This is a genomic window from Paraburkholderia sp. FT54 (assembly GCF_031585635.1).
Taxonomy (GTDB): domain Bacteria; phylum Pseudomonadota; class Gammaproteobacteria; order Burkholderiales; family Burkholderiaceae; genus Paraburkholderia.
In genome coordinates this window covers 821,004-841,657 of the sequence record NZ_CP134195.1, presented here as the reverse complement: position 1 = coordinate 841,657, position 20,654 = coordinate 821,004, and the positions used below count along the sequence as shown (strand labels likewise).

Annotated in this window: 19 protein-coding genes; 10 read left to right on the top strand and 9 right to left on the bottom strand. The window is 61.5% G+C overall.

Annotated elements, in window-relative coordinates:
- Position 1: 1 nt before the first annotated feature.
- From RI103_RS03895 to icd, 9 genes are all read right to left on the bottom strand, one after another.
- Positions 2-505 carry a hypothetical protein gene (locus RI103_RS03895; RefSeq protein WP_310814107.1) on the bottom strand — a complete coding sequence of 168 codons (504 nt, stop codon included), beginning with the start codon at positions 503-505 and terminating at the stop codon, positions 2-4.
- The gene (locus RI103_RS03890) at positions 502-2,130 is read right to left on the bottom strand and encodes a YfjI family protein (protein ID WP_310814106.1); all 1,629 of its coding nucleotides are present in this window, start codon (positions 2,128-2,130) and stop codon (positions 502-504) included. Before RI103_RS03890 ends, RI103_RS03895 begins: the two co-directional genes overlap by 4 nt.
- Positions 2,131-2,651: 521 nt before the next feature.
- Positions 2,652-2,936, bottom strand: coding sequence for a CHC2 zinc finger domain-containing protein (locus RI103_RS03885; protein WP_310814105.1), 285 nt, complete (start codon positions 2,934-2,936; stop codon positions 2,652-2,654).
- Positions 2,933-3,244 carry a helix-turn-helix domain-containing protein gene (locus RI103_RS03880; RefSeq protein WP_310814103.1) on the bottom strand — a complete coding sequence of 104 codons (312 nt, stop codon included), beginning with the start codon at positions 3,242-3,244 and terminating at the stop codon, positions 2,933-2,935. Before RI103_RS03880 ends, RI103_RS03885 begins: the two co-directional genes overlap by 4 nt.
- Before the next feature lie 3 nt (positions 3,245-3,247).
- Entirely contained in the window at positions 3,248-3,514 is a 267-nt protein-coding gene (locus RI103_RS03875) for an AlpA family phage regulatory protein (protein WP_310814102.1), read from the bottom strand.
- Between the two features lie 162 nt (positions 3,515-3,676).
- Positions 3,677-4,669 (bottom strand): hypothetical protein, encoded by a 993-nt coding sequence (locus RI103_RS03870; protein WP_310814101.1) that lies wholly within the window; start codon positions 4,667-4,669, stop codon positions 3,677-3,679.
- Positions 4,666-5,400 (bottom strand): hypothetical protein, encoded by a 735-nt coding sequence (locus tag RI103_RS03865; RefSeq protein WP_310814100.1) that lies wholly within the window; start codon positions 5,398-5,400, stop codon positions 4,666-4,668. Before RI103_RS03865 ends, RI103_RS03870 begins: the two co-directional genes overlap by 4 nt.
- A 95-nt stretch (positions 5,401-5,495) precedes the next feature.
- Complete coding sequence (locus tag RI103_RS03860; RefSeq protein WP_310814099.1) at positions 5,496-6,752, bottom strand: integrase arm-type DNA-binding domain-containing protein; 1,257 nt, start codon at positions 6,750-6,752, stop codon at positions 5,496-5,498.
- Between the two features lie 178 nt (positions 6,753-6,930).
- Complete coding sequence (gene icd, locus RI103_RS03855) at positions 6,931-8,187, bottom strand: NADP-dependent isocitrate dehydrogenase (RefSeq protein ID WP_310814098.1); 1,257 nt, start codon at positions 8,185-8,187, stop codon at positions 6,931-6,933.
- 334 nt (positions 8,188-8,521) lie between these two features.
- On the opposite strand from icd, the gene RI103_RS03850 reads away from it, so the two are divergent.
- From RI103_RS03850 to RI103_RS03805, 10 genes are all read left to right on the top strand, one after another.
- Positions 8,522-9,091 (top strand): pseudouridine synthase, encoded by a 570-nt coding sequence (locus RI103_RS03850; RefSeq protein WP_310814097.1) that lies wholly within the window; start codon positions 8,522-8,524, stop codon positions 9,089-9,091.
- A 446-nt stretch (positions 9,092-9,537) separates the two neighbouring features.
- Positions 9,538-9,732: a hypothetical protein gene (locus tag RI103_RS03845; RefSeq protein WP_041758551.1), complete on the top strand. Its 195-nt coding sequence runs from the start codon at positions 9,538-9,540 to the stop codon at positions 9,730-9,732.
- Positions 9,733-9,877: 145 nt separating this feature from the next.
- Positions 9,878-10,384: a DUF192 domain-containing protein gene (locus RI103_RS03840; RefSeq protein WP_310814096.1), complete on the top strand. Its 507-nt coding sequence runs from the start codon at positions 9,878-9,880 to the stop codon at positions 10,382-10,384.
- 315 nt (positions 10,385-10,699) lie between these two features.
- Positions 10,700-12,805 carry an elongation factor G gene (gene fusA / locus RI103_RS03835; RefSeq protein WP_310814095.1) on the top strand — a complete coding sequence of 702 codons (2,106 nt, stop codon included), beginning with the start codon at positions 10,700-10,702 and terminating at the stop codon, positions 12,803-12,805.
- Positions 12,806-12,982: 177 nt separating this feature from the next.
- Positions 12,983-13,498, top strand: a complete 516-nt coding sequence (locus RI103_RS03830) for a cupin domain-containing protein (RefSeq protein WP_310814094.1) — start codon at positions 12,983-12,985, stop codon at positions 13,496-13,498.
- An 18-nt stretch (positions 13,499-13,516) separates the two neighbouring features.
- Positions 13,517-14,536: a HoxN/HupN/NixA family nickel/cobalt transporter gene (locus RI103_RS03825; RefSeq protein WP_310815166.1), complete on the top strand. Its 1,020-nt coding sequence runs from the start codon at positions 13,517-13,519 to the stop codon at positions 14,534-14,536.
- Positions 14,537-14,851: 315 nt separating this feature from the next.
- Positions 14,852-16,516 (top strand): ABC transporter substrate-binding protein, encoded by a 1,665-nt coding sequence (locus RI103_RS03820; protein ID WP_310814093.1) that lies wholly within the window; start codon positions 14,852-14,854, stop codon positions 16,514-16,516.
- A gap of 43 nt (positions 16,517-16,559) precedes the next feature.
- Complete coding sequence (locus RI103_RS03815; RefSeq protein ID WP_310814092.1) at positions 16,560-17,570, top strand: ABC transporter permease; 1,011 nt, start codon at positions 16,560-16,562, stop codon at positions 17,568-17,570.
- On the top strand, positions 17,567-18,433 hold the full coding sequence (locus RI103_RS03810; protein WP_310814091.1) for an ABC transporter permease: 867 nt from the start codon (positions 17,567-17,569) through the stop codon (positions 18,431-18,433). Before RI103_RS03815 ends, RI103_RS03810 begins: the two co-directional genes overlap by 4 nt.
- On the top strand, positions 18,430-20,613 hold the full coding sequence (locus RI103_RS03805; RefSeq protein WP_310814090.1) for an ABC transporter ATP-binding protein: 2,184 nt from the start codon (positions 18,430-18,432) through the stop codon (positions 20,611-20,613). The genes RI103_RS03810 and RI103_RS03805 overlap by 4 nt, the downstream gene beginning before the upstream one ends.
- Positions 20,614-20,654 lie beyond the last annotated feature (41 nt).

The window sequence follows — 20,654 nt, the reverse complement described above, 5'->3', positions numbered from 1 at the left end:
CTCATGGCCTCCGATCATCAAAGCCTTCCAGTCGCCACGTCCGCCGATCCAATGCCGCCCTTGCCTCGGCCTCTGCGCGCGCCGCCGTCAGCCGTTCATTGAAATGCGCAAGGTTCGGAAGCAGGTCGGCAAGCGGCCCGCGTATGGCCCGCGTCAGTACGTCATAGCGACGACCAGCGTCCCAATGCTCCATGTCGGCCAGCGTCTCAATCATGTCGATCAGCTCGGCGCGCATCTGGTGAACATCGTCCGGCGCAAGGTATGGCCCCCACGGCAGATACAGCCCGCCATCAGCGGATTGCAATGCGCCGATGCAGTCGGCGGGGATCGGCGCGGGGTCGTTCGCGGCTTCGAGATTTCTGGACTTTGCTACAGCTACAGTTGCTACAGTTGCTACAGTTAGCCCGCTTACCCCGCGATGTGTAGCAGGCGTAGCGGGTGTAGCAGTAGCAAACGCCCCGGATGGCTTTTTGCGATTCCGGTAGATCAGATCCTCCAAGCTCATTTCGTGCCTCCGGTTGCAATCAATGCGGGGTTGATGTGAATGACGATTTGCTTACCGATTCGCTCGACGCGCAGGCGGTCCAATTCCTCCAGCGTCTTCAATGCGACGCTCAGAGGATCGGCCTTGCGCAGCGGTCCGAATTGTTGGGCGGTGCGCTTGCTAACCGTCTGCGTGCGCTCCGTGCGGCAATGCTCGATCAGCCATGCATCGAGCCGTGCGGCGTTTGCCAGATCGTCGGGTAATGCAAGCTCAGAGAAAAACCGCTTGGACTCGCTCAGGTGCCATGCAACTATGCTCGCCGCACTCTCGAACGATTCCAGCCCCACTGGGCCGGTAGCGCCGCTGAATACGTGAAACAGCGCCGCCAGCCGCGCCGCGTTGTCTGCGGACTTGCTCGCCACGTCGCGAACGTCATGCAGGTCGCCACCAGCGCTTAGCTGGGCCTCTACGGCATCGTGAAACGCGACCCATGCCGCTTTTGCCTCAGGTGACAGCGTGAACATCAGCGGCGCAAGATTGCCGCCGTCATCCATCGGCACGGGCTGGCTCAGAATCTCTGCGGTGCGCTGATTGAACGTCGCCATGTGCGGCCAGTGCTCCGGCGCTTCGCGGAACGGTCGATAGCCTTGCGTCGATTGCGGCCACGCCACAAGGAAACGGGCGAGAAAGCCCGTCCCGCGCGCGAGCGTCCCGGACTTATCGAAGAAGCTACGGATCGTGGCTTCCTGCACCTGCAAAGCCACCGTCAGGCGTGCGCCACGTACCGCGAATGATTCGGAGGTGCGCCGGTCAATCTGTAGCGTGTTGCCGTCCCAAAGCTGATTGAGCGTCGCCAGATTGCGCATCACGCTATCCGAACCCATGCCGTGCGATCCGAATACAATCCCGGCCTCGGCGGAAACCACGCCGCCGGACGGCCATTGCTTGCCAAGTGAGAAAGCGAGCGCTTCCGGCGTCACGTCCGCATAGATCAGGCGCGGGACCTTCGGCGGCTCCGGTTTCTCGTGTTCCAGGTCGCGTAGCTCGCCCTCCAGCGCGATTGTCGGCTTGCGGGCCTTCACCTCGCCCTTGATCTTTTCCTTCAGGCCGTTGTACTTCGCCTCCCACGCGGCCATGTCTGCCTGGTGGTCTTTCTGGACTGGCTTGTATGCCTCCGCCTGCTCGGCTTCGTAATCGCGGATCGCCCGCGTAAAGAATCCGTCGCAGGTCGATTTGCGCTCGCCGCTGTCCGCGATGGTCAGCATGAAAAGCCCGACAGGCCCGGTCAGGCGTTCGGCACGCTTCACATCGGCGTGTGCCTGAATCGCCAGCGACAGCGCCGCAATTGCCGACGACGCCACCAGCGGCAAGGGAGCCTGCACAAACCCGCATACCTCATCCACGGCGGCGCGGATGCAGGGCGGCAGGCTTTCTACCGGGTATTCCAGCGGCTCGGTCGTCTCGGTCAACGGCTGCGGATCAGGCCACCCATCAGACGGCCCGTTATCCGCTTGCCCGACCTTCGGCAATGCCAGCACATCATCAGCAGTCGGCATCCGGTCGTGAGTGGCCTTGAACATCTCCAGCCAGTCCATTATGTCTCCCTTAACAGGCAAGCCCATAGCGGCAATGTCCAGCCGTTCCACTGTGCATCCGATCGCTTCCAGCTTCGCCGTCGCCTCGTCGGCGTACTTCGCGCCGGGTGCATCGTGATCCGGCCACAGCAGCACGCGACGGCCCGCCAGCGGTTGCCAGTCCGCAGCGCCGGCACTTGTGCATCCGCCAGACGTGACACCAATGACTTGACCGGCCCCAATCTTCGTCAGCGCGTCCGCCTTCTGCTCGCCCTCGCATAGGACTACTAAAGCCTTAGCAAACGCCGAAGCATCGTGCAGGCCATACAGCAGCTTTCCGCCGTACTGTTTCGGCTCGCCATGCGTCCAGCGGGTGCCGTCATGCAAGAAAGGGCGAATCAGCTTTTCGTACCCGCCGCCCTGTATCGCCTTGTGCATCCGGACGCGCCCGTACAGGATCGCGCCATCGGCGGCGCGGTACAGGTGCAGTGCAACAGGTTGATAGCCCTCGCGCTTCTTGAAGGAGAACAGGTCGCCCGCCGCCTTCTTCCACGCGGAAAGCTCGGACGCTTCCGTTATTTCAACCACTGCGCTCATTTACCCTCCCATGCGCCAAGCTCCCGCGCCGCCTGTGTGAAGCTCAGGCCACGTGCACGGCGGTACAGTTCGAGTTGGTCACCGCCAGCCTCGCCACAAGCGAAACAGCGCCAGTTGCCGCGCTCCAGGTGAATTGACAGGCTCGGATTCGACTCACCATGAATCGGGCACTTCACTTGCGCGTAGCCGGATCCGTTCGGCCTCGTCGGCTCCAGATTAAGCAGCGCCAGAACGTCAGCGACGGCGGGCAGGGCGTCACGGTTGAATTGAGAGTGCATCATGTGCTGCCCTCCTTCGCCTGGCTCAGGAAATACACGCCGACGCGATGCCGCACGCCGCTCTCGGTCTCCTCGTCGCGCATTACGGTAGTGATGGTGTGGCCATGCTTATTCCGAAGCTCGTGAATACGGGCGCGCGGGTCGTAGCAGTCGAGAAGTCGCGACCCCTCATAGCTCGTGACGTGACCCAGCGTCTGCATCGCTGCGAGCAACCGCGCCCGCTGGCTTGCGCTATCATTTCCGGGCATCTTGGCAAGGATGCTTTTCATGGCTGCTTCGCGTTGCGGGGCGGCATTTTTGTTTTGGTCCATTGCTCAGCCCTCCGCGCGGTAGTTCGACGGGTCGGCCAAGTATTCCCGGACGGCGGACGCATCCCATGCCGTCACGCGCTCCGACAACTTTACCGGCCTCGGAAACGTGCCGTTTTTCACCTTGCGCCACAACGTCGCGGACGAGAAGGGGACGATTGCAGGGATAAGCTGTGACTGACGGACGTAACCGGCTTCCGGCAGTTTCCCGATAAGGTGCGCCAGCAGTTTCGATGCTGCTGGGCGTTGGTCGTTGGCGTTGCTTTGTTGCATGTCGCGCTGCTCCATGAAATGAGTGTGCGCAACATGGCGTTGTAATGCCGGTCCTGCCGTGTCGCGCTCACTCGTGAATAGAAGTGAGACGACGTGTATTTAATAGCCGATTCGCCCGGATGTTTGCCAACTGGCAATACTCGTTGCCAACTGGCAAACCGGCTATCCCTTCAGCAGCTTGATTCCGGCTGCGATGCTATTCCTTATCGAAGTAGAGCTAATACCCATAGTGTTAGCGCCTCGCATCTCATCAACGAGCGCCAGCACCGTCTCTGCAATTTGATTGGCGTTTGGCGTATCGCCTTTCCTGTATTTATTTGACTTTTCGGCCAGCGCTAATGCCAGGGCCGCTATTTGCTTTTGAAGCGACGTGCGCTCTTTGTTGCCCAATGAATCAATCACCTCTTCCGGAGGAGCACTGACACTCTGAATAAACGAAGCCAGATTGCTCGTGCGGACAACGAGATTGCAGTCTGTGGGCAGACCGCCAGCGGGGTAGTAGTGGTCGCTCGCGGGGCGCTCGGTTCGATGGGCTAAAAACTCCTTTCGCTTTTCGGCGTGCAGCTTCAATAGCGCCTCGCCCTTTTCAGTAGGCAGTTTTTCTTCACTGATAAGTTGCTTGATTGTTTTAAGTTGCGCGTTTGATCCCTCCACATACTCGTTATCATCCGTGCTTTCTTGAATCTGGCACACTAGATCGCCGCGTTTAACGAACGATCCCTCAAGATTGGAGGATGTGACAGCATGGCCGCTGATTAACATCTGAAATGTGTGCTCGACGTCGAGTCGATCGCCGCCCAGCATAGGTAAATCCCAAACACCATCAATCGATATTACATCCTCACTGAGATTGATATACTCATCGCGGTCGTCATAGAGTTTCAAACTCCGCATGTGGCGAATGTGCGTAGCGGCTCGGGGGCCGCCGATACCAAATACGTTGGGCAGATCCATCCATTCAATACCTTCAGGCCCAACGATGTGCCCGTATCGTGCGCGAGCGGGATTGACGAAGTGAACTGATAGAGTCAGTCGCCCATCGAGCGCAAACTGCAGTATGTCTGCTTCTGCCACATTTTCGCCAAACACCGCGGATAAATGATTCGCAGCTGCTAGAACTGTTACCCATTCCTTCAAGTAAAATAGCTTGCTCATTCATCCGCCCCGCGCTTGCCTTGCAGCATCTCGATCCCTGCCTTGATGCTGGCGCGTAAAGATGCGGAGCTAACCCCGTGCTTATTAGCTTCAGGCATAGCGTCCAACATAAGTGCAACGGCTTCGGCAATCTGGTTCGCGTTTGGCTTGTCTCCGTTTTTATACTTGGCCGCCCTCTCGGCTAATACCAAGGCCAGTGCAGCTACCTGCTTGTGCAGTGATTCGCGCTCCCGCCTTGATAGCTCGGGGGGCACATCAATGCTCCCAACACACTGATAATCAATATTTTTTGACTTTTCCGACTCCGTGGCGATGTGCTCGCCGCCGAACCAAAATCGGGGCAAAGGTATATCTTTCCTTTCCAACCATTTCTGGAAGTCATGCTTGCTTATACAAAAGTGATTGCAAGTTGAACTTAGGTCGAATACGTCAACTGTTTTTGGTCCGCCGTATTGGATAACCTCACTAATTGCAGTGAAATGGCTATCCTCCATAACAATCGGCCCATCCCCAGAGGGCCAGTAATGGCGACTATATTTCCTGTGCTTCGACAGGAAGTTATCGACCTCATCCTCTGTATCGAGAACCCAAGATTCGACGAGCGGGTCGATGACCCTCAACTGACCGTAGGCGATTGCATAGAGAATTTCAAATGTGTAATCTCTGGTCGATTCTTTTTTCCACGACAAAGTTAGGTCGCTAATGCTCAAAGCCAAAACGCGGTGATCCACGATGCGCCCTCACGCAACCCCTCATAAGGAAGGGCCGCGCCATCGGGTGAGGGAACCCGTTTTCGATTGGCCGATCTAAGCGCAGCCCAAGGCTATTATGCCGTCTTCGTCTTGATATTCACCACATTGCCCGCCGAGGAGATAGCGGCTTGCCGGTCGATCTCGTCGGCCAGGTACTGAAGTGCCTTCCGCCGTTCGGCCTCCAGCTCGTGATGGTGGTAGCTCGCCGCCGTCTGGCTTCGTTCCGTGTGCGCCAGCAGCAGTTCAACCACGTCCCGGCTGAATCCATGCTCACGCAACAATGTTGCCGCCGTGCCTCGTGTGCCGTGCGGGGAAAACTCCGGTACGCCGAAGTCCAGCCGCTTGAACAGGTGATTGAGCGTCGCGTCAGCCATCGGCACAATAGCGCGGAAAGCGGACGGAAACACATAATCCAGATCGCCGGTTAGCGCGCGCTGCACCTCCAGTACTTCCAGCGCCTGCCGTGACAGATACACACGATGCGGGCGGCGCGACTTCATGCGCTCTGGGGGAATGTCCCACTGCGCTTTATCAGTGTCGATCTCGGTCCACTTCGCGCGCAGCACCTCGGCCTTACGGCACATGCTGTACATCAGCAGCTTGACTGCGGCAGTCGTGGACGGATGCGCGCCCTGCTTACCAACAGCGCGCCAGAAGGCTCCAAGCTCCGATTCGCTCAGGTGGCGATAGTGCTCAGCCTTGGGAACGTCGATCACGCCACGCAACGCCAGCGCCGGATTCGTTTCGACCAATAGTTTCTGGATCGCGTAGTTGTACACCTGCTGAATGAGAACTCGCACGTTCTCCGCAGTGTTCGGCGTCGTGCGGCGCTTCTCGATGATTTCCAGCACGTGCGTGGGCCTCACATCCTCCAGCGCCTTGCCGCCAATCTCAGGCCAGACAAATCGCTCCAGCAGCGAGCGCATTTGCGAACGATAGCCGTCTGACTTGCTGCCCAGGCGCTCGTCTAGCCACTTGATGGAAAACGCCTTAAATTGCCCTTCATCCGCCTTTACCGCCTCTCGCGCCTTGCGCGCGGCCTCGTCTGCCCGTTTGCTGGCGGCTGGGTTCTGACCCTGCTCTACCATCGCCCGGTACTCGGAATGTCGGTCACGCGCATCCGCAACGGAAACTTCAGGGTAGCGGCCTATCGTCACCTCGCGCCGCTTGCCATCAAGCGAGTACTGATAAACCCATGTCTTGGCCCCGCCTGGCTGCACCAGCACCAGCAGCCCGCCGCCGTCCGTCAACTTGTACAGCTTCTCCTTCGGCTTCGCGTTGTTAAGGCGCGTCGGGGTAAGGGTGTAGTTGAAGTGTCGTACGCGGGTCATATGGCCTCCCCTCACTAGTGAGGGTAATGAGGGGAATCGAACTTTGATCCCCCGTCGAATTCCCCTCGTTAGTGAGGGGATTCCGTGATTCTACGTGAGATGACGTGAAAAGAAAAAACCCCGGAGAGTTTTACTCTACCGGGGTTTTCGAGACTTCTTGATATTGCGTGAAACGGCCTTACATATTTTCGATCAACACCTGCCCGAAGCCCGAACACGACACCTGCGTCGCGCCTTCCATCAAGCGCGCGAAGTCGTACGTGACGCGTTTTTGCAGAATCGACTTTTCCATCGACTGGATGATCAGATCCGCCGCCTCGGTCCAGCCGAGATGGCGCAGCATCATTTCCGCCGAGAGAATTTCCGAACCCGGGTTCACGTAGTCCTTGCCGGCGTACTTCGGCGCGGTGCCGTGCGTGGCTTCGAACATTGCGACCGAATCCGACATGTTCGCGCCCGGCGCGATACCGATACCGCCGACCTGCGCGGCCAACGCATCCGACACATAGTCGCCGTTCAGGTTGAGCGTGGCGATCACGTCGTATTCGGCCGGACGCAGCAGGATCTGCTGCAGGAACGCGTCGGCGATCACATCCTTCAGGACGATGTCGCCACCCGTCTTCGGATTCTTGATTTTCATCCACGGGCCGCCGTCGATCAGTTCCGCGGCGAATTCCTTTTGCGCGAGCGCATAACCGTAGTCGCGGAATGCGCCTTCGGTGAACTTCATGATGTTGCCCTTGTGCACCAGCGTGACAGAACGGCGTTCGTTGTCGATCGCGTACTGGATCGCCTTGCGCACCAGACGCTCCGTGCCCTCACGCGACACCGGCTTGATGCCGATCCCCGACGTATCCGGGAAGCGGATCTTCTTCACGCCCATCTCTTCGCGCAGGAACTTGATGACCTTCCTCGCCTGCTCCGATTCAGCCGGCCATTCGATACCGGCGTAGATGTCTTCCGAGTTCTCGCGGAAGATCACCATGTTGGTCTTTTCCGGCTCACGCACCGGCGAAGGCACGCCCTTGAAATACTGCACCGGACGCAAACACACGTAGAGGTCCAGCTCCTGGCGCAGCGCGACGTTCAGCGAACGGATGCCGCCGCCCACCGGCGTGGTGAGCGGGCCCTTGATCGACACGACGTATTCCTTGAGCACCTGCAGCGTCTCTTCCGGCAGCCACACGTCCGGGCCGTACACCTTGGTCGACTTCTCGCCGGCGTAGATTTCCATCCAGTGGATTTTCTTCTTGCCCGCGTACGCTTTTTCGACCGCGGCATCCACGACCTTGATCATGACCGGTGTGATGTCGAGGCCGGTGCCGTCGCCTTCGATGAACGGAATGATCGGCTGGTCCGACACGTTAAGCGAGAAGTCGGCGTTGACGGTGATCTTGTCACCGCCGGTCGGAACCTTGATGTGCTGATACGGCATGATCGGACTCCAGTGAAGGCTGTGCTGAAAGCTGATGGGGAGACTGGGAAACGGAGCGCTCCTCGCTACGCGCAATGCCGGACGACTGCAAGCGGCCTGGCCGCTATTCTAGCCCACACGGCCGCTGCCCCGAGGCCGCAAGGGCTCGGGGTTTTCCAACATGGACGAAACGCAAATCCGCGAGGCAATAGTCTTATGTCTTATATAAGACACAGAAAATGTCGCCGCGCATAATGCTTTATTATCCCGCCATTCAGGATTGATCCGGCGCCTCCCGGAGACTGGCGACGGTGGCCACCGCAACCGGCGCCGCGCGACTCTTATCTCGTTCCTCATGCGCCTTCTCGCTCTTAACAAACCGTTCGGCACCATCTGTCAGTTCTCGCCGCACGAAACGCGCGCGTCGCTGGCCGACTGGGTCAAGGTGCCCAACGTGTATCCGGCGGGCCGACTCGACTCCGATAGCGAAGGCCTGCTGCTCCTCACCGACGACGGCGCGTTGCAAGCGCGCATCGCGGAGCCGCGTCACAAGCTCGTCAAACGTTATTGGGCGCAAGTGGAAGGCGCGGTCGACGCGGCCACACTAAAGAAGCTCGCACGCGGCGTCGATCTTGGCGATTATGTGACGCGGCCGTGTCGCGCCGAATACGTGGAGCCGACGGACGCACTCTGGACGCGCACGCCGCCGATTCGCTACCGCGCGGCGATACCGACCACATGGATCGAGCTATCGATCACCGAAGGCAAGAACCGTCAGGTGCGTCGCATGACGGCGGCAGTCGGGTTCCCGACGCTGCGATTGGTGCGTGTCGGCATCGGCGCGCTCGACATATTTTCGCTCGGGCTGCAACCGGGAGAGCACGTCGAATTGCCACCGAAGGCGCCATGGGAAGGCATCGCGTGATCATCTGCGCGCACGTGTCGACTGATGATAGAAGCCGCCACACACGCCAAGAAAAAAATAAGCTAACCCGTTGTATCAGCAAACAAAAGAGCGCGTGAAACTACGGCGAAAAACGCGTGAAACAATTGCGTGCATGCGTATGCCACAACCTCGCATTCGCATCAACGCGTCCGCATATAACTTTTCCATGAAATTTACGTCAACCGGTGCGCGAGCTCAGGCGTTATTCGACGCAGATGCCGCCCGAAGCTATCCGGCATTCAGCCTTAAGGGCCTTTGTACAAACCGCTCTCGCGGTAAGCACAGGGAGTCTGAGCGCTAAAGCAGACGCGTCGAAAATTTGTTCGATGCGGCTGTCAACCGAAAGGTGGATGGCACGTTTACCGACATGACTCCATATATAACCGGGTCATTTGGTTAATTAACTAAAGCTGAGGATTCACAAAATGAACAAACTGATCGCCGCTCTGGTCGCTGGTCTCTTCGCAACGGCAGCATTCGCACAAGCTTCGGCACCGGCAGCAGCTTCGGCAGCTCCGATGGCAGCAGCTTCGTCGGCAAAGAAGACCACGAAGCACGCTCACAAGAAGTCGCACAAGAAGGCAGCAGCAGCAGCTGCAGCTTCGGGCGCTTCGGAGTAAGTTTGTTGTAAAAACGCAGTCAAGAACCAGTTTCACTGCCGTTCTTACGGCGTTGAAAGGCAGATCACCGCAAGGCGATCTGCCTTTTTGTTTTTGACGCGCTCGCGTAACATTCGCGGGTTAATTTCCAGCAAGGAGTCATGCCGTGCGATTTCCCATGCGCTCGTTGATTGCGCGTTTCGCTGTTGCCGTTGCGCTGCCGCTTGCCGCGTTGGCATTTACCGCCACCACCACCGCGCCTGCCCATGCGCAGCAGATGCCGGCTGGCGCGAAACAACCCAGCGAATTTCCCCGCGCCAAGCTCACTGCGGGCATGTTCGTGATCGACGCCGCCGTCGCCGCGAACGACGCGGACCGCGAGCAAGGCCTCATGTATCGCACGAGCCTCGCGCCGAACGAAGGCATGCTGTTCGTCTTCGGCGAAAACGCCGTGCATTGCTTCTGGATGAAGAACACGTTGATCCCGTTGTCGATCGCGTTCATGCGCGCGGACGGCACGGTCACCGACATCGACGAGATGGATGCCGAGACCACCAACAATCATTGCCCGAAGAACAACGGCGTGTATGCGTTGGAGATGAGCAAAGGCTGGTTCACGTCGAAGGGCATCAAACCGGGGATGAAGATCCAGGGCTTGCCGGCCGCGCAATAAATCGCGGCGACGGCGTCCGGGCGCTGCCGCTTCGTCCTACCGCTTGCCGAAAGCCGGTGCCTTGTTTCGAGGCGCCGGCTTTTTTCATTGGCGCGCCGCGGCATCGGCGGGCACCGCGTTGCACCGCATCGAAGCGCGCGGCGCCGGCAGCCGAAGCCTTGCCAGCAGGCCCTCGGGCGCGGCTGGCAAGATTCCTGCAAAAGAAGGGCCGACGCGCTATCCTAGTAATCTTAGTAAAGCAGCACCCAGGCTCCCCGGGCAGCACAGACTGCCGCCCGGCAAGCGTTTCAGGCGCGCCATTCCAAGGAGGTTCACGTGCCCCGCAAGACTCCCATCGAGCGCTACCGGAATATCGGCATCAGCGCTCACATCGATGCCGGCAAGACCACCACCACTGAACGCATCCTGTTCTACACCGGCGTGACCCACAAGATCGGCGAGGTTCACGACGGTGCGGCGACGATGGACTGGATGGAACAGGAGCAGGAGCGCGGCATCACCATTACGTCGGCGGCTACTACCGCTTTCTGGAAGGGCATGGCCGGCAACTATCCGGAACACCGGATCAACATCATCGACACCCCCGGACACGTCGACTTCACGATCGAAGTGGAGCGCTCCATGCGCGTGCTCGACGGCGCGTGCATGGTGTACGACTCGGTCGGCGGCGTGCAGCCGCAGTCGGAAACCGTGTGGCGCCAGGCGAACAAGTACAAGGTGCCGCGTATTGCGTTCGTCAACAAGATGGACCGCGTGGGCGCGGACTTCTTCCGTGTGCAGCGGCAGATCGGCGATCGCCTGAAGGGCGTCGCGGTGCCGATCCAGATTCCGGTCGGCGCGGAAGATCATTTCCAGGGCGTGGTCGATCTGGTCAAGATGAAGGCGATTTACTGGGACGAAGAGAACCAGGGCATCAAGTTCGAGTACCGTGATATTCCGCCGGAACTCGCGGCGACGGCGAAGGAATGGCACGACAAAATGGTCGAGGCCGCGGCCGAAGCAAATGAAGAACTGCTCGACAAATACCTCGGTGGCGAGACGCTGACCGAAGAGGAAATCAAGTACGGCATCCGCACGCGCTGCATCGCCAACGAAATCGTGCCGATGCTGTGCGGCAGCGCTTTCAAGAACAAGGGCGTGCAAGCCATGCTCGACGCGGTGATCGATTATCTGCCCTCGCCGGTGGACGTGCCCGCCATCACCGGCCACGACGAATACGACAAGGAGATCGAGCGCCATCCGACCGACACCGACCCGTTCTCCGCGCTCGCCTTCAAGATCATGACCGACCCGTTCGTCGGCCAGCTGATCTTCTTCCGCGTCTATTCGGGCGTGGTGAATTCGGGCGACACCGTCTACAACGCGGTCAAGGAAAAGAAGGAACGCCTTGGCCGGATCCTGCAGATGCACGCCAACGAGCGCAAGGAAATCAAGGAAGTCTACGCGGGCGACATCGCCGCGGCCGTCGGCCTGAAGGAAGCGACCACGGGCGACACGCTGTGCGATCCGAACAACGTGATCATCCTCGAAAAGATGATTTTCCCGGAGCCGGTGATCTCGCAGGCTGTCGAGCCGAAGACCAAGGTCGACCAGGAAAAGATGGGCATCGCGCTGAACCGTCTTGCCCAGGAAGATCCGTCGTTCCGCGTGCAGACGGATGAAGAATCCGGCCAGACCATCATCTCCGGCATGGGCGAGTTGCATCTGGAAATTCTGGTGGACCGCATGAAGCGCGAGTTCGGCGTCGATGCCACTGTCGGCAAGCCGCAGGTCGCGTATCGCGAGACGGTGCGCAACAAGGTCGAAGATATCGAAGGCAAGTTCGTCAAGCAATCGGGCGGCCGCGGTCAGTACGGTCACGCGGTGATCACGCTGGAGCCGGCGCCGCAAGGCAAGGGTTACGAATTCGTCGACGCGATCAAGGGCGGCGTGATCCCGCGTGAATACATTCCGGCGGTCGACAAGGGCATCGTGGAAACGCTGAAGGCCGGCGTGCTGGCGGGCTACCCGGTGGTCGACGTGAAGGTGACGCTGACCTTCGGTTCGTACCACGACGTCGACTCGAATGAAAACGCCTTCCGCATGGCCGGCTCGATGGCCTTCAAGGAAGCGATGCGCAAAGCCAAGCCCGTGCTGCTCGAACCGATGATGGCTGTCGAGGTGGAAACGCCGGAAGACTTCATGGGCAACGTGATGGGCGATCTGTCGAGCCGTCGCGGCATGGTGCAAGGCATGGAAGACATTGCCGGCGGCGGCGGCAAGCTGGTGCGCGCCGAAGTGCCGCTCGCGGAGATGTTCGGTTACTCCACGTCGCTGCGCTCCGCGACCCAGGGCCGCGCGACTTACACGATGGAGTTCAAGCACTACGCGGAAACACCGAACAACGTCGCTGAAGCCGTGATCAACGCGAAGCACAAGTAAGCACGGCGCCAAAGGCAGCACACGCCAACGGCTCGAAGCCCGTCCCCTGAGGACGGGCTTTTTTTTCGTCCGCTGCGCCGCACACAGGGCTTCTTCACACGCACGTTTTTGAACGTGCAAAAATGCCAGACGGCGCCGTGCCGAACGCCGGGAATCACGCTCTCGAGGAGACACATCATGAGCCAGGATCACGAACACCCGCATTACAAAGCCGCGCCGCCGGCCGGACCGGTCGATTGGCGCGAGCACGGCGTGAAGGTCATCAAAGGCGATCAGCTCGATACCAACACCGCGCAGACGCCGGGCATGAATCGCGCGGCCGCGATCAACGCCGCGCGCGTCGGCGCGCAGAAGATCTGGGCCGGCACCGTGACGATCCATCCGAATGCGAAGACCGGCGCGCATCATCACGGCGCGCTCGAAAGCGTGATCTACGTAGTACGCGGCCAGGCGCGCATGCGCTGGGGCGAGCATCTGGAGTTCACCGCCGAAGCCGGCCCCGGTGACTTCATCTTCGTGCCGCCGTACGTGCCGCATCAGGAGATCAACGCAAGCACCGACGACCCGCTCGAATGCGTACTGGTGCGCAGCGACAACGAAGCCGTGGTGGTCAACCTGAACATCGACGCGGTGGAACAACCCGAGACGGTGTTCTGGGTCGATCCGATTCACAAGCATCCGCACGATCACTAAATCTTGCCCACGCGACTCATGACGCCGACTGCTTCCCTGCGCCCTCGCCTCTTCACGCTGTATGCCGTGCTGATCGCCGCCAACCTCGGCGCATGGGCATGGGCGCTGATTGCGTTTCGCCATTACCCGCTGCTGCTCGGCACCGCGCTGCTCGCCTATGGCTTCGGCCTGCGTCATGCGGTCGACGCGGATCACATCGCGGCGATCGACGCCGTCACGCGCAAACTGATGCAAACCGGCAAGCGGCCGCTCGGCGTCGGGCTATCGTTTTCGCTGGGCCATTCAACCATCGTGATTCTGGCGACGCTCGGCATTGCGTGGACCGCGCATTCGCTGCATGGACGTTTCGAGACCTTCAAGGCGGTGGGCGGCACGATCGGCACCCTCGTCTCCGCGAGCTTCCTGCTGGTGTTGGCAGCAGTCAACCTCGTGATTCTGCGCGACGTATGGCGCCGTTATCGGCAGGTCCAGCACAGCGGCGAATTGCCTGCTCAAACGCCGGACTCGATTGCGCCGGCCGGTTTGCTGTCGCGCGCGCTGCGTCCGCTCTTCAGGCTCGTGACGAAAAGCTGGCACATGTACCCCGTCGGCGTGCTGTTCGGCCTCGGCTTCGATACCGCGACCGAAATCGGTTTGCTGGCGATTGCCGCATCCGAAGCCGGCAAGGGTTTGCCGCTCTATTCGATTCTCGTGTTCCCGGCGCTCTTCACTGCCGGCATGACCCTCGTCGATTCGACCGACAACGTGCTGATGGTGCAAGCCTACAGCTGGGCCATGGACGACCCGAAGCGCAAGCTCTACTACAACGCCAGCATCACATTCGTTTCGGCGGTGGTGGCGATCGTGATCGGCGGCGTCGAGGCACTGGGCCTGCTGTCGGACAAGCTCGGTCTGAACGGCGGCGTATGGGCTGTGGTGGCCAGCGTGAACGAGCGCTTCGGCGTGCTGGGTTACGGCATCGTCGCGGCGTTCATGGCGTGCTGGATCGGCTCGGTGCTGTTCCACCGCTGGCGGCGTCCGGACGCGGTCGCGCGGTAAATCCAGCACCTGTCGCGCGATGCGATCGGTAAGGTTTCCGTCGCTACATTAACCGTTACGCTGCGGCGACGACGCGCGCATCGGCCATGCCTCATGACATGGCCGCGCCAAGCGTTGTGATGACGATACACACCCGCCCTTTTATCCGCCGATCGGGCGGCCGGCGGCGCCGTAAGCGCTCCGAATCCATGGGCAATCGCTTACACTGAACCCGCTTCGCCTCGTCGCTTTCGTCATTGCATTACCGTCGCCCTGTCGCGCGCATCCGGCGCGGCCCTTCAGAACCGGCAACAGAACGGACTGGACACTCCATCGATGAAGACTCCCGCGGACCGATTTCTCGCACTCGACGCAGCCCGCCTCACCGCCGACGCCTACGGCAACCACGCCATCGACGAATTCCTCGCCGGCCGCATCTCGCGCCGCGATCTGCTGCGCTATGCCAGCGTGATCGGTTTGTCGCTGGTCGGCGGCGGCGTGCTGAATGCACCGCAGGCACGTGCGCAAGGCACCGCGGCCGCCTCGAATCAGACGATCCGTGTGGCTCACCTGACGCCGGCCGGCGCGGTCGATCCGCTCACCGTGACCGACGCCGCCAGTCTTGCGCTGCTGAACCAGACCGGCGAATTCCTGATCGACGACGACGGCGAAAAACTCGTGCTGAAGCCGGCGCTCGCCTTGTCATGGAAACCGAACGACAAGGGCGACGTGTGGACCTTCAAGCTGCGCCCGAACGTCAAGTTCCACGACGGCCAGCCGTTCACCGCCAAAGACGTGGTCGCCACGTTCGACCGCCTCGCCGACCCGGCAAGCGGTTCGGCGGCGCTCTCGGTGCTCAAGGGCGTGCTCTCGAAAGGCGGCGCGAAAGCGGTCGACGACCACACGGTCGCGTTTCATCTGGATGCGCCGAACGGCAACTTCCCCTACTACGTTTCCTCCGACAATTACAACGCCGTGATCCTGCCCGCGAACTACGCGGGCGGTTATGAAAAGAGCTTTATCGGCACGGGTCCGTTCAAGCTCGAAAAATATCAGGCGAAGGTGGGTGCATCGTTCGTGCGCAATCCCGATTACTGGGGTGAGAAAGCGTTACCGCAACGCGTACAGTTTTCGTTCTACGCGGACGAACAGGCGCAATTGCTCGCGCTGCAAGGCCATCAGGCGGACGTGATGGGCACCTTCACCGTGCAGGGCGGCGCCGGTATTCTGAACAATCCGGATTACAAAGCCGTGGGCGTGAAGTCGAGCGCGCATCGGCAGATTCACATGCGCAACGACAATCCGTTGTTCAAGGACAAGCGTGTGCGCCAGGCGCTGGCGTTGTCGCTCGATCGCGACGTGCTGGTGCGCGGCCTGTTCAAAGGGCGCGCGCAGCTCGGCAACGACAGTCCGTTCGCTCCTGTGTTTCCTTCCTCGGATGCGGGTGTGCCGCAACGCAAGATCGATGTCGCGAAAGCGAAGCAGTTGCTCGCGCAAGCGGGCGTGCCGAACGGCTTCGACGTGACGCTGACCACCGAAAAATACATGGAGATCCCCGATCTCGCGGTGGTCGTGCAAAACGCGGCGAAGGCGATCGGCGTGCGCATCAATCTGAAAGTCGAGAGTCAGTCGCTGTATTACGGCGCGGGCACGCCGGGCAAATCGGATTGGCTGGACTCGCCGCTCGGCATTACCGACTATGGTCATCGCGGCGTGCCGAACGTGTTCCTGAATGCGCCGCTCACCAGCACCGGCACATGGAACGCCGCGCACTTCAAGAACCCGCAATACGATCAACTGGTCGCGCAATTCGTCGCGGCAATCGATCTCGGCTCGCAGAAGAAAATCTCCGGGCAGATCCAGACGCTGTTGCTCGATGAAACGCCCATCATCATTCCGTTCTTCTACGATCAACTGATCGCCATGCGCAAGGGTGTGAACGGCGTGCGCTTCACCGCGCTCGCGCAACTCTATTTCGACCGCGCGGTGTTGAGCGCGTAATGTCGAACGCCTAAGCGCCGGCGCGTTTCAGCAGGAGAGCTCGATGTCGACCATGGTGACTCCTTCCGCTTCCCCTGCGTCGAGCGGCAACGCGGGCCGCGTCGTGCGCTTTCTGGCCACGCGTGTGGGCTTGTCGCTGATTACGCTGTGGCTGTTGTCGGTGATCGTCTTCGCGGGCGGACAGCTTCTGCCCGGCGATATTGGCCGCGCGGTCCTCGGCCCGCTCGCCGACGCGCGCGCGGTCGCCGCGCTCAATCATCAACTCGGCGCGGACCGGCCGCTGATGACGCAATACGTCGAGTGGATTTCGCATTTCGTGCGCGGCAATATGGGGCTCTCCTATGCGTATCGCGAGCCGGTCGGGCCGTTTATCGCCGAGGCGCTCGCGCATTCCGCCAAGCTCGGCCTGCTGGCGTTCATCGTCGTCGTGCCGCTCGGCATTGCGGGTGGCGTGTGGTCAGCCATGCATGCGGGACGCTGGCTCGATCGCACGATCAGCATCGCCGGATTGTCGGCGACCGTCGTGCCGGAATTCGTTTCGTCGATCGTGCTGATTCTGGTGTTCGGCGTGTGGCTGCGCTGGCTGCCGATCGAGGCGTCGTATCCGCCCGAAGCGAGCGCGCTCGAACAGCTGCGTCATCTGGTGCTGCCGGTGCTGCCGCTCGTGCTGGTGTTCTTCGGCTACATCGCGAGAATGGCGCGCGCCGGCACCGTCGAAGCGCTCGACGCGGACTACACGCGCACCGCGATTCTCAAAGGCCTGCCGCGCCATATCGTGATCTGGCGGCACGTGCTGCGCAATGCGCTGCTGCCCACCATCACGGTCGCCGCCACGCAACTCGGCTATATGATCGGCGGCCTCGTGGTGGTCGAGACGCTGTTTCACTATCAGGGTATCGGCTCGCTGATCTACAACGCCGCCAAGGCCAAGGACTTTCCGATGCTCGAAGCGGGCGTGCTGACGATCGGCGTGGTCTACACCGTCGCCAATCTCGTCGCCGATGCGCTGCATGTCCTGCTCAATCCGCGGCTGCGGGTGAGGAGCGCCGAATGAGCACCATCGTTCCGCCGACTCCACGCGCGGCTGTCGAGCCGCGCTTCGACCAGTTGCGCGCGCTGCTGCGCTCACCTACCTTCGTGGTGGGCGTGGTGATCGTCGCGTGGTGGATCGTCTGCGCCATTGCCGGGCAATGGATCGTACGCATCGATCCGTACGCGTCCGATCCACTCAATTCGCTAACGCCGCCCGACAGCACGCATTGGTTCGGCACCGACCAGCTCGGCCGCGACGTGTTCTCGCGCGTGATCGTCGGCGCGCGCGACATTCTCACCATCGCGCCGCTCGCAACCTTGCTCGGCACGATTGCGGGCACCGCGCTGGGGTTGATCGTCGGCTATTTCGAAGGCTGGGTCGACAACGTAGTCGGACGCGCCATCGACGCCGTGCTCGCGCTGCCGCTCGTGATCGTCGCGCTGCTCGCGCTGGCCGCAGTGGGTGCGTCGAATTTCACCGTGATCCTCGTGATCGGCATCACCTTCACGCCGATCACCGCGCGCACCGTGCGCGCCGCCGTGTTCGCCGAACGGCATCTCGACTACGTCGCCGCGGCGCAACTGCGCGGCGAACGCGCCCCCTATATCATGTTCGCCGAGATTCTGCCGAACGTGCTGCCGCCCATCATCGTCGAAGCGACCGTGCGACTCGGTTACGCGATCTTCGCGGTCGCCACGTTGTCGTTTCTCGGCTTCGGCATTCAGCCGCCGTCCGCCGACTGGGGTCTCGCGCTGTCCGAGTCGTACACGCTGATGGCGGGCGGCGCGTGGTGGACCGTGGTGTTCGCGGCCGGCGCGATTGCCAGCCTGGTGGTCGGCGTGAATCTGATCGCCGACAGCGTGCAAGGCGTGCTCGACCGATGAACGGCCCGCCGCCCTCCTCGTTCCCCGCCTTCGACGTCTCGAAGAGCGATCGCACGGACGCGCTGACCGTGGTTGGTCTGACGGTCACGTACCGCATGCGCGGACGCGATCGCGAAGTGCTGCAGGACATTTCGTTTCGCGTGCGGCGCGGCGAGGCGTACGGTCTGGTCGGCGAGTCCGGCTGCGGCAAGTCGACGGTCGCGATGGCGGCGCTGCGCTATCTGCCGCGCAACGGCAAGGTGAAGGCCGGCAAGGTCGTCATCGCCGGCGAGGACGTGCAGAAGCTCAACGCCGACGCATTGCGCCACATGCGCGCGAATGCGATTTCGATGGTCTATCAGGATCCCGGGCGCGCGCTGAATCCGTCGCTGACGGTCGCGCGGCAAGTCTCCGAAGCGTTCGAAGCCGCCGGCGTCGCGCGCGACGAAGCCTTGCGGCGTACGCACGAGATGCTGCAGCGTGTACGCATCGCATCGCCCGAGCGGGTGATGGAGAGTTATCCGCATCAACTGTCGGGCGGCATGCAGCAGCGCGTGGTGATCGCCATGGCGCTCGCCTCGAACCCCGCGCTGCTGATTCTCGACGAACCGACCACCGGGCTCGACGCGACCGTCGAAGCGGAAGTGCTCGACCTCGTCGCGCAATTGCGCAAGGAACTCGGCACGGCGGTGCTCTTCATCAGCCACAACCTCGCGGTGATCGGGCGGATGTGCGAACGCGTCGGCGTGCTTTACGCGGGCAAACTGGTCGAAGAAGGCGCGACGCAAGATGTCTTCACGCGGCCGCGCCATCCCTATACGGTCGGATTGTTGCGCTGTTTGCCCACGGCCGGGCGCAGCAAAGACAGCGAGCGGCTCGATACGATCGCCGGGAGTCTGCCCTTGCCGGGTTCGGTCACACAGGGCTGCATTTACGCGGACCGCTGCCGCCTCGCCGACGACCGCTGCCGCCGTGAAGCACCGCCGCCGTATCGCGTGAGCGCCGCGCGCGGCGATCAGATGTCGCGCTGCCACTACCACGAACGCGCGACCGAATTGCCGCGGGCCAGCGCGGAAGCCTTGCCCGAGCACAACGGCGCGTTGCTCGACGGCAAGGCTCGTGCTCTCGTGCTGCGCGCAAAAGAACTCTCGAAGACATTTCACGTGTCCGGCGCCCCGCTGCGCGCGGTCGACAATGTCTCGATCGATCTCGCCAGCGGCGAAACGCTTGGCCTCGTCGGCGAATCGGGCAGCGGCAAGACGACGCTCGCCAAGCTGATGCTCGGCCTGCTCACGCCCGATGCGGGCAGCGTGCTCGAACTCGACGGCGCGCCGCTCGCCGCGCGCGTCACGCGACGCAACAACGATCAGGTCAAGTCGTTGCAGATCGTGTTTCAGAACCCGGACTCGGCGCTCAATCGGGCGCATTCGGTGAAGCGGTTGATCGGTCGCGCGCTCTCGCGTCTCACCGCGTTGCGCGGGCCGGCCATCGACGAACGGCTCGCCTCGCTGACGGCCGCCGTGCGCTTGCCGGAACGTTATCTCGGCTCGCGCACGCGGCAACTGTCCGGCGGACTCAAACAGCGTGTGGCGATTGCCCGCGCGTTCGCCGGCGAGCCGCGCGTGGTGGTGTGCGACGAACCGACTTCCGCGCTCGACGTCTCCGTACAGGCCGCGATCCTGAACCTGCTCGTCGATCTGCAACGCGAGCGTGGCGTCAGTTATCTTTTCATCTCCCACGATCTGCATGTGGTCCGCTATCTGTCGGACCGCATCGCCGTGCTGTATCTGGGCAGGCTGCTGGAAATCGGACCGGCTGCGGCCGTGTTCGAGGGACCGCATCATCCTTATACGGAAGCCTTGCTGTCCTCGGTGCCGACACTCGATGGTCATGGTGGCGCGACCCGCATCCGCTTGTCCGGCGATTTGCCGAGCGCGGCTTCGCCGCCGTCCGGCTGCGTATTTCATACACGCTGCCCACGCAAGCTCGGCGCGATCTGCGAACAGCAGGATCCGCCGTTCGTCGATGCCGGCGACGGCCAGGCTGCCGCGCCGTCCGCGCATCGAATCCGCTGTCACATTCCCGTCGACGAATTGCGCGCGCTGCAAACGCTTTCGCGCGACGATGCGGGCAAGGTCGCGGGCAAGGTCCCTGGCAACGGCTCGGAAAACGCGCCCGAGAGCGCCGGGCGCAACGAATAACGCGGCGTGACGGGAAACAGCGCGGCTTCGAGGCCGCGCGT

What these genes read in the sequence shown, in the direction of transcription:
- RI103_RS03895 (WP_310814107.1), bottom strand. Translation starts at nt 505, where the DNA reads ATGAGCTTGGAGGATCTGATCTACCGGAATCGCAAAAAGCCATCCGGG.
- RI103_RS03885 (WP_310814105.1), bottom strand. Translation starts at nt 2,936, where the DNA reads ATGATGCACTCTCAATTCAACCGTGACGCCCTGCCCGCCGTCGCTGAC.
- RI103_RS03880 (WP_310814103.1), bottom strand. Translation starts at nt 3,244, where the DNA reads ATGGACCAAAACAAAAATGCCGCCCCGCAACGCGAAGCAGCCATGAAA.
- RI103_RS03875 (WP_310814102.1), bottom strand. Translation starts at nt 3,514, where the DNA reads ATGCAACAAAGCAACGCCAACGACCAACGCCCAGCAGCATCGAAACTG.
- RI103_RS03870 (WP_310814101.1), bottom strand. Translation starts at nt 4,669, where the DNA reads ATGAGCAAGCTATTTTACTTGAAGGAATGGGTAACAGTTCTAGCAGCT.
- RI103_RS03860 (WP_310814099.1), bottom strand. Translation starts at nt 6,752, where the DNA reads ATGACCCGCGTACGACACTTCAACTACACCCTTACCCCGACGCGCCTT.
- icd (WP_310814098.1), bottom strand. Translation starts at nt 8,187, where the DNA reads ATGCCGTATCAGCACATCAAGGTTCCGACCGGCGGTGACAAGATCACC.
- RI103_RS03850 (WP_310814097.1), top strand. Translation starts at nt 8,522, where the DNA reads ATGCGCCTTCTCGCTCTTAACAAACCGTTCGGCACCATCTGTCAGTTC.
- RI103_RS03845 (WP_041758551.1), top strand. Translation starts at nt 9,538, where the DNA reads ATGAACAAACTGATCGCCGCTCTGGTCGCTGGTCTCTTCGCAACGGCA.
- RI103_RS03830 (WP_310814094.1), top strand. Translation starts at nt 12,983, where the DNA reads ATGAGCCAGGATCACGAACACCCGCATTACAAAGCCGCGCCGCCGGCC.
- RI103_RS03825 (WP_310815166.1), top strand. Translation starts at nt 13,517, where the DNA reads ATGACGCCGACTGCTTCCCTGCGCCCTCGCCTCTTCACGCTGTATGCC.
- RI103_RS03820 (WP_310814093.1), top strand. Translation starts at nt 14,852, where the DNA reads ATGAAGACTCCCGCGGACCGATTTCTCGCACTCGACGCAGCCCGCCTC.
- RI103_RS03815 (WP_310814092.1), top strand. Translation starts at nt 16,560, where the DNA reads ATGTCGACCATGGTGACTCCTTCCGCTTCCCCTGCGTCGAGCGGCAAC.
- RI103_RS03810 (WP_310814091.1), top strand. Translation starts at nt 17,567, where the DNA reads ATGAGCACCATCGTTCCGCCGACTCCACGCGCGGCTGTCGAGCCGCGC.
- RI103_RS03805 (WP_310814090.1), top strand. Translation starts at nt 18,430, where the DNA reads ATGAACGGCCCGCCGCCCTCCTCGTTCCCCGCCTTCGACGTCTCGAAG.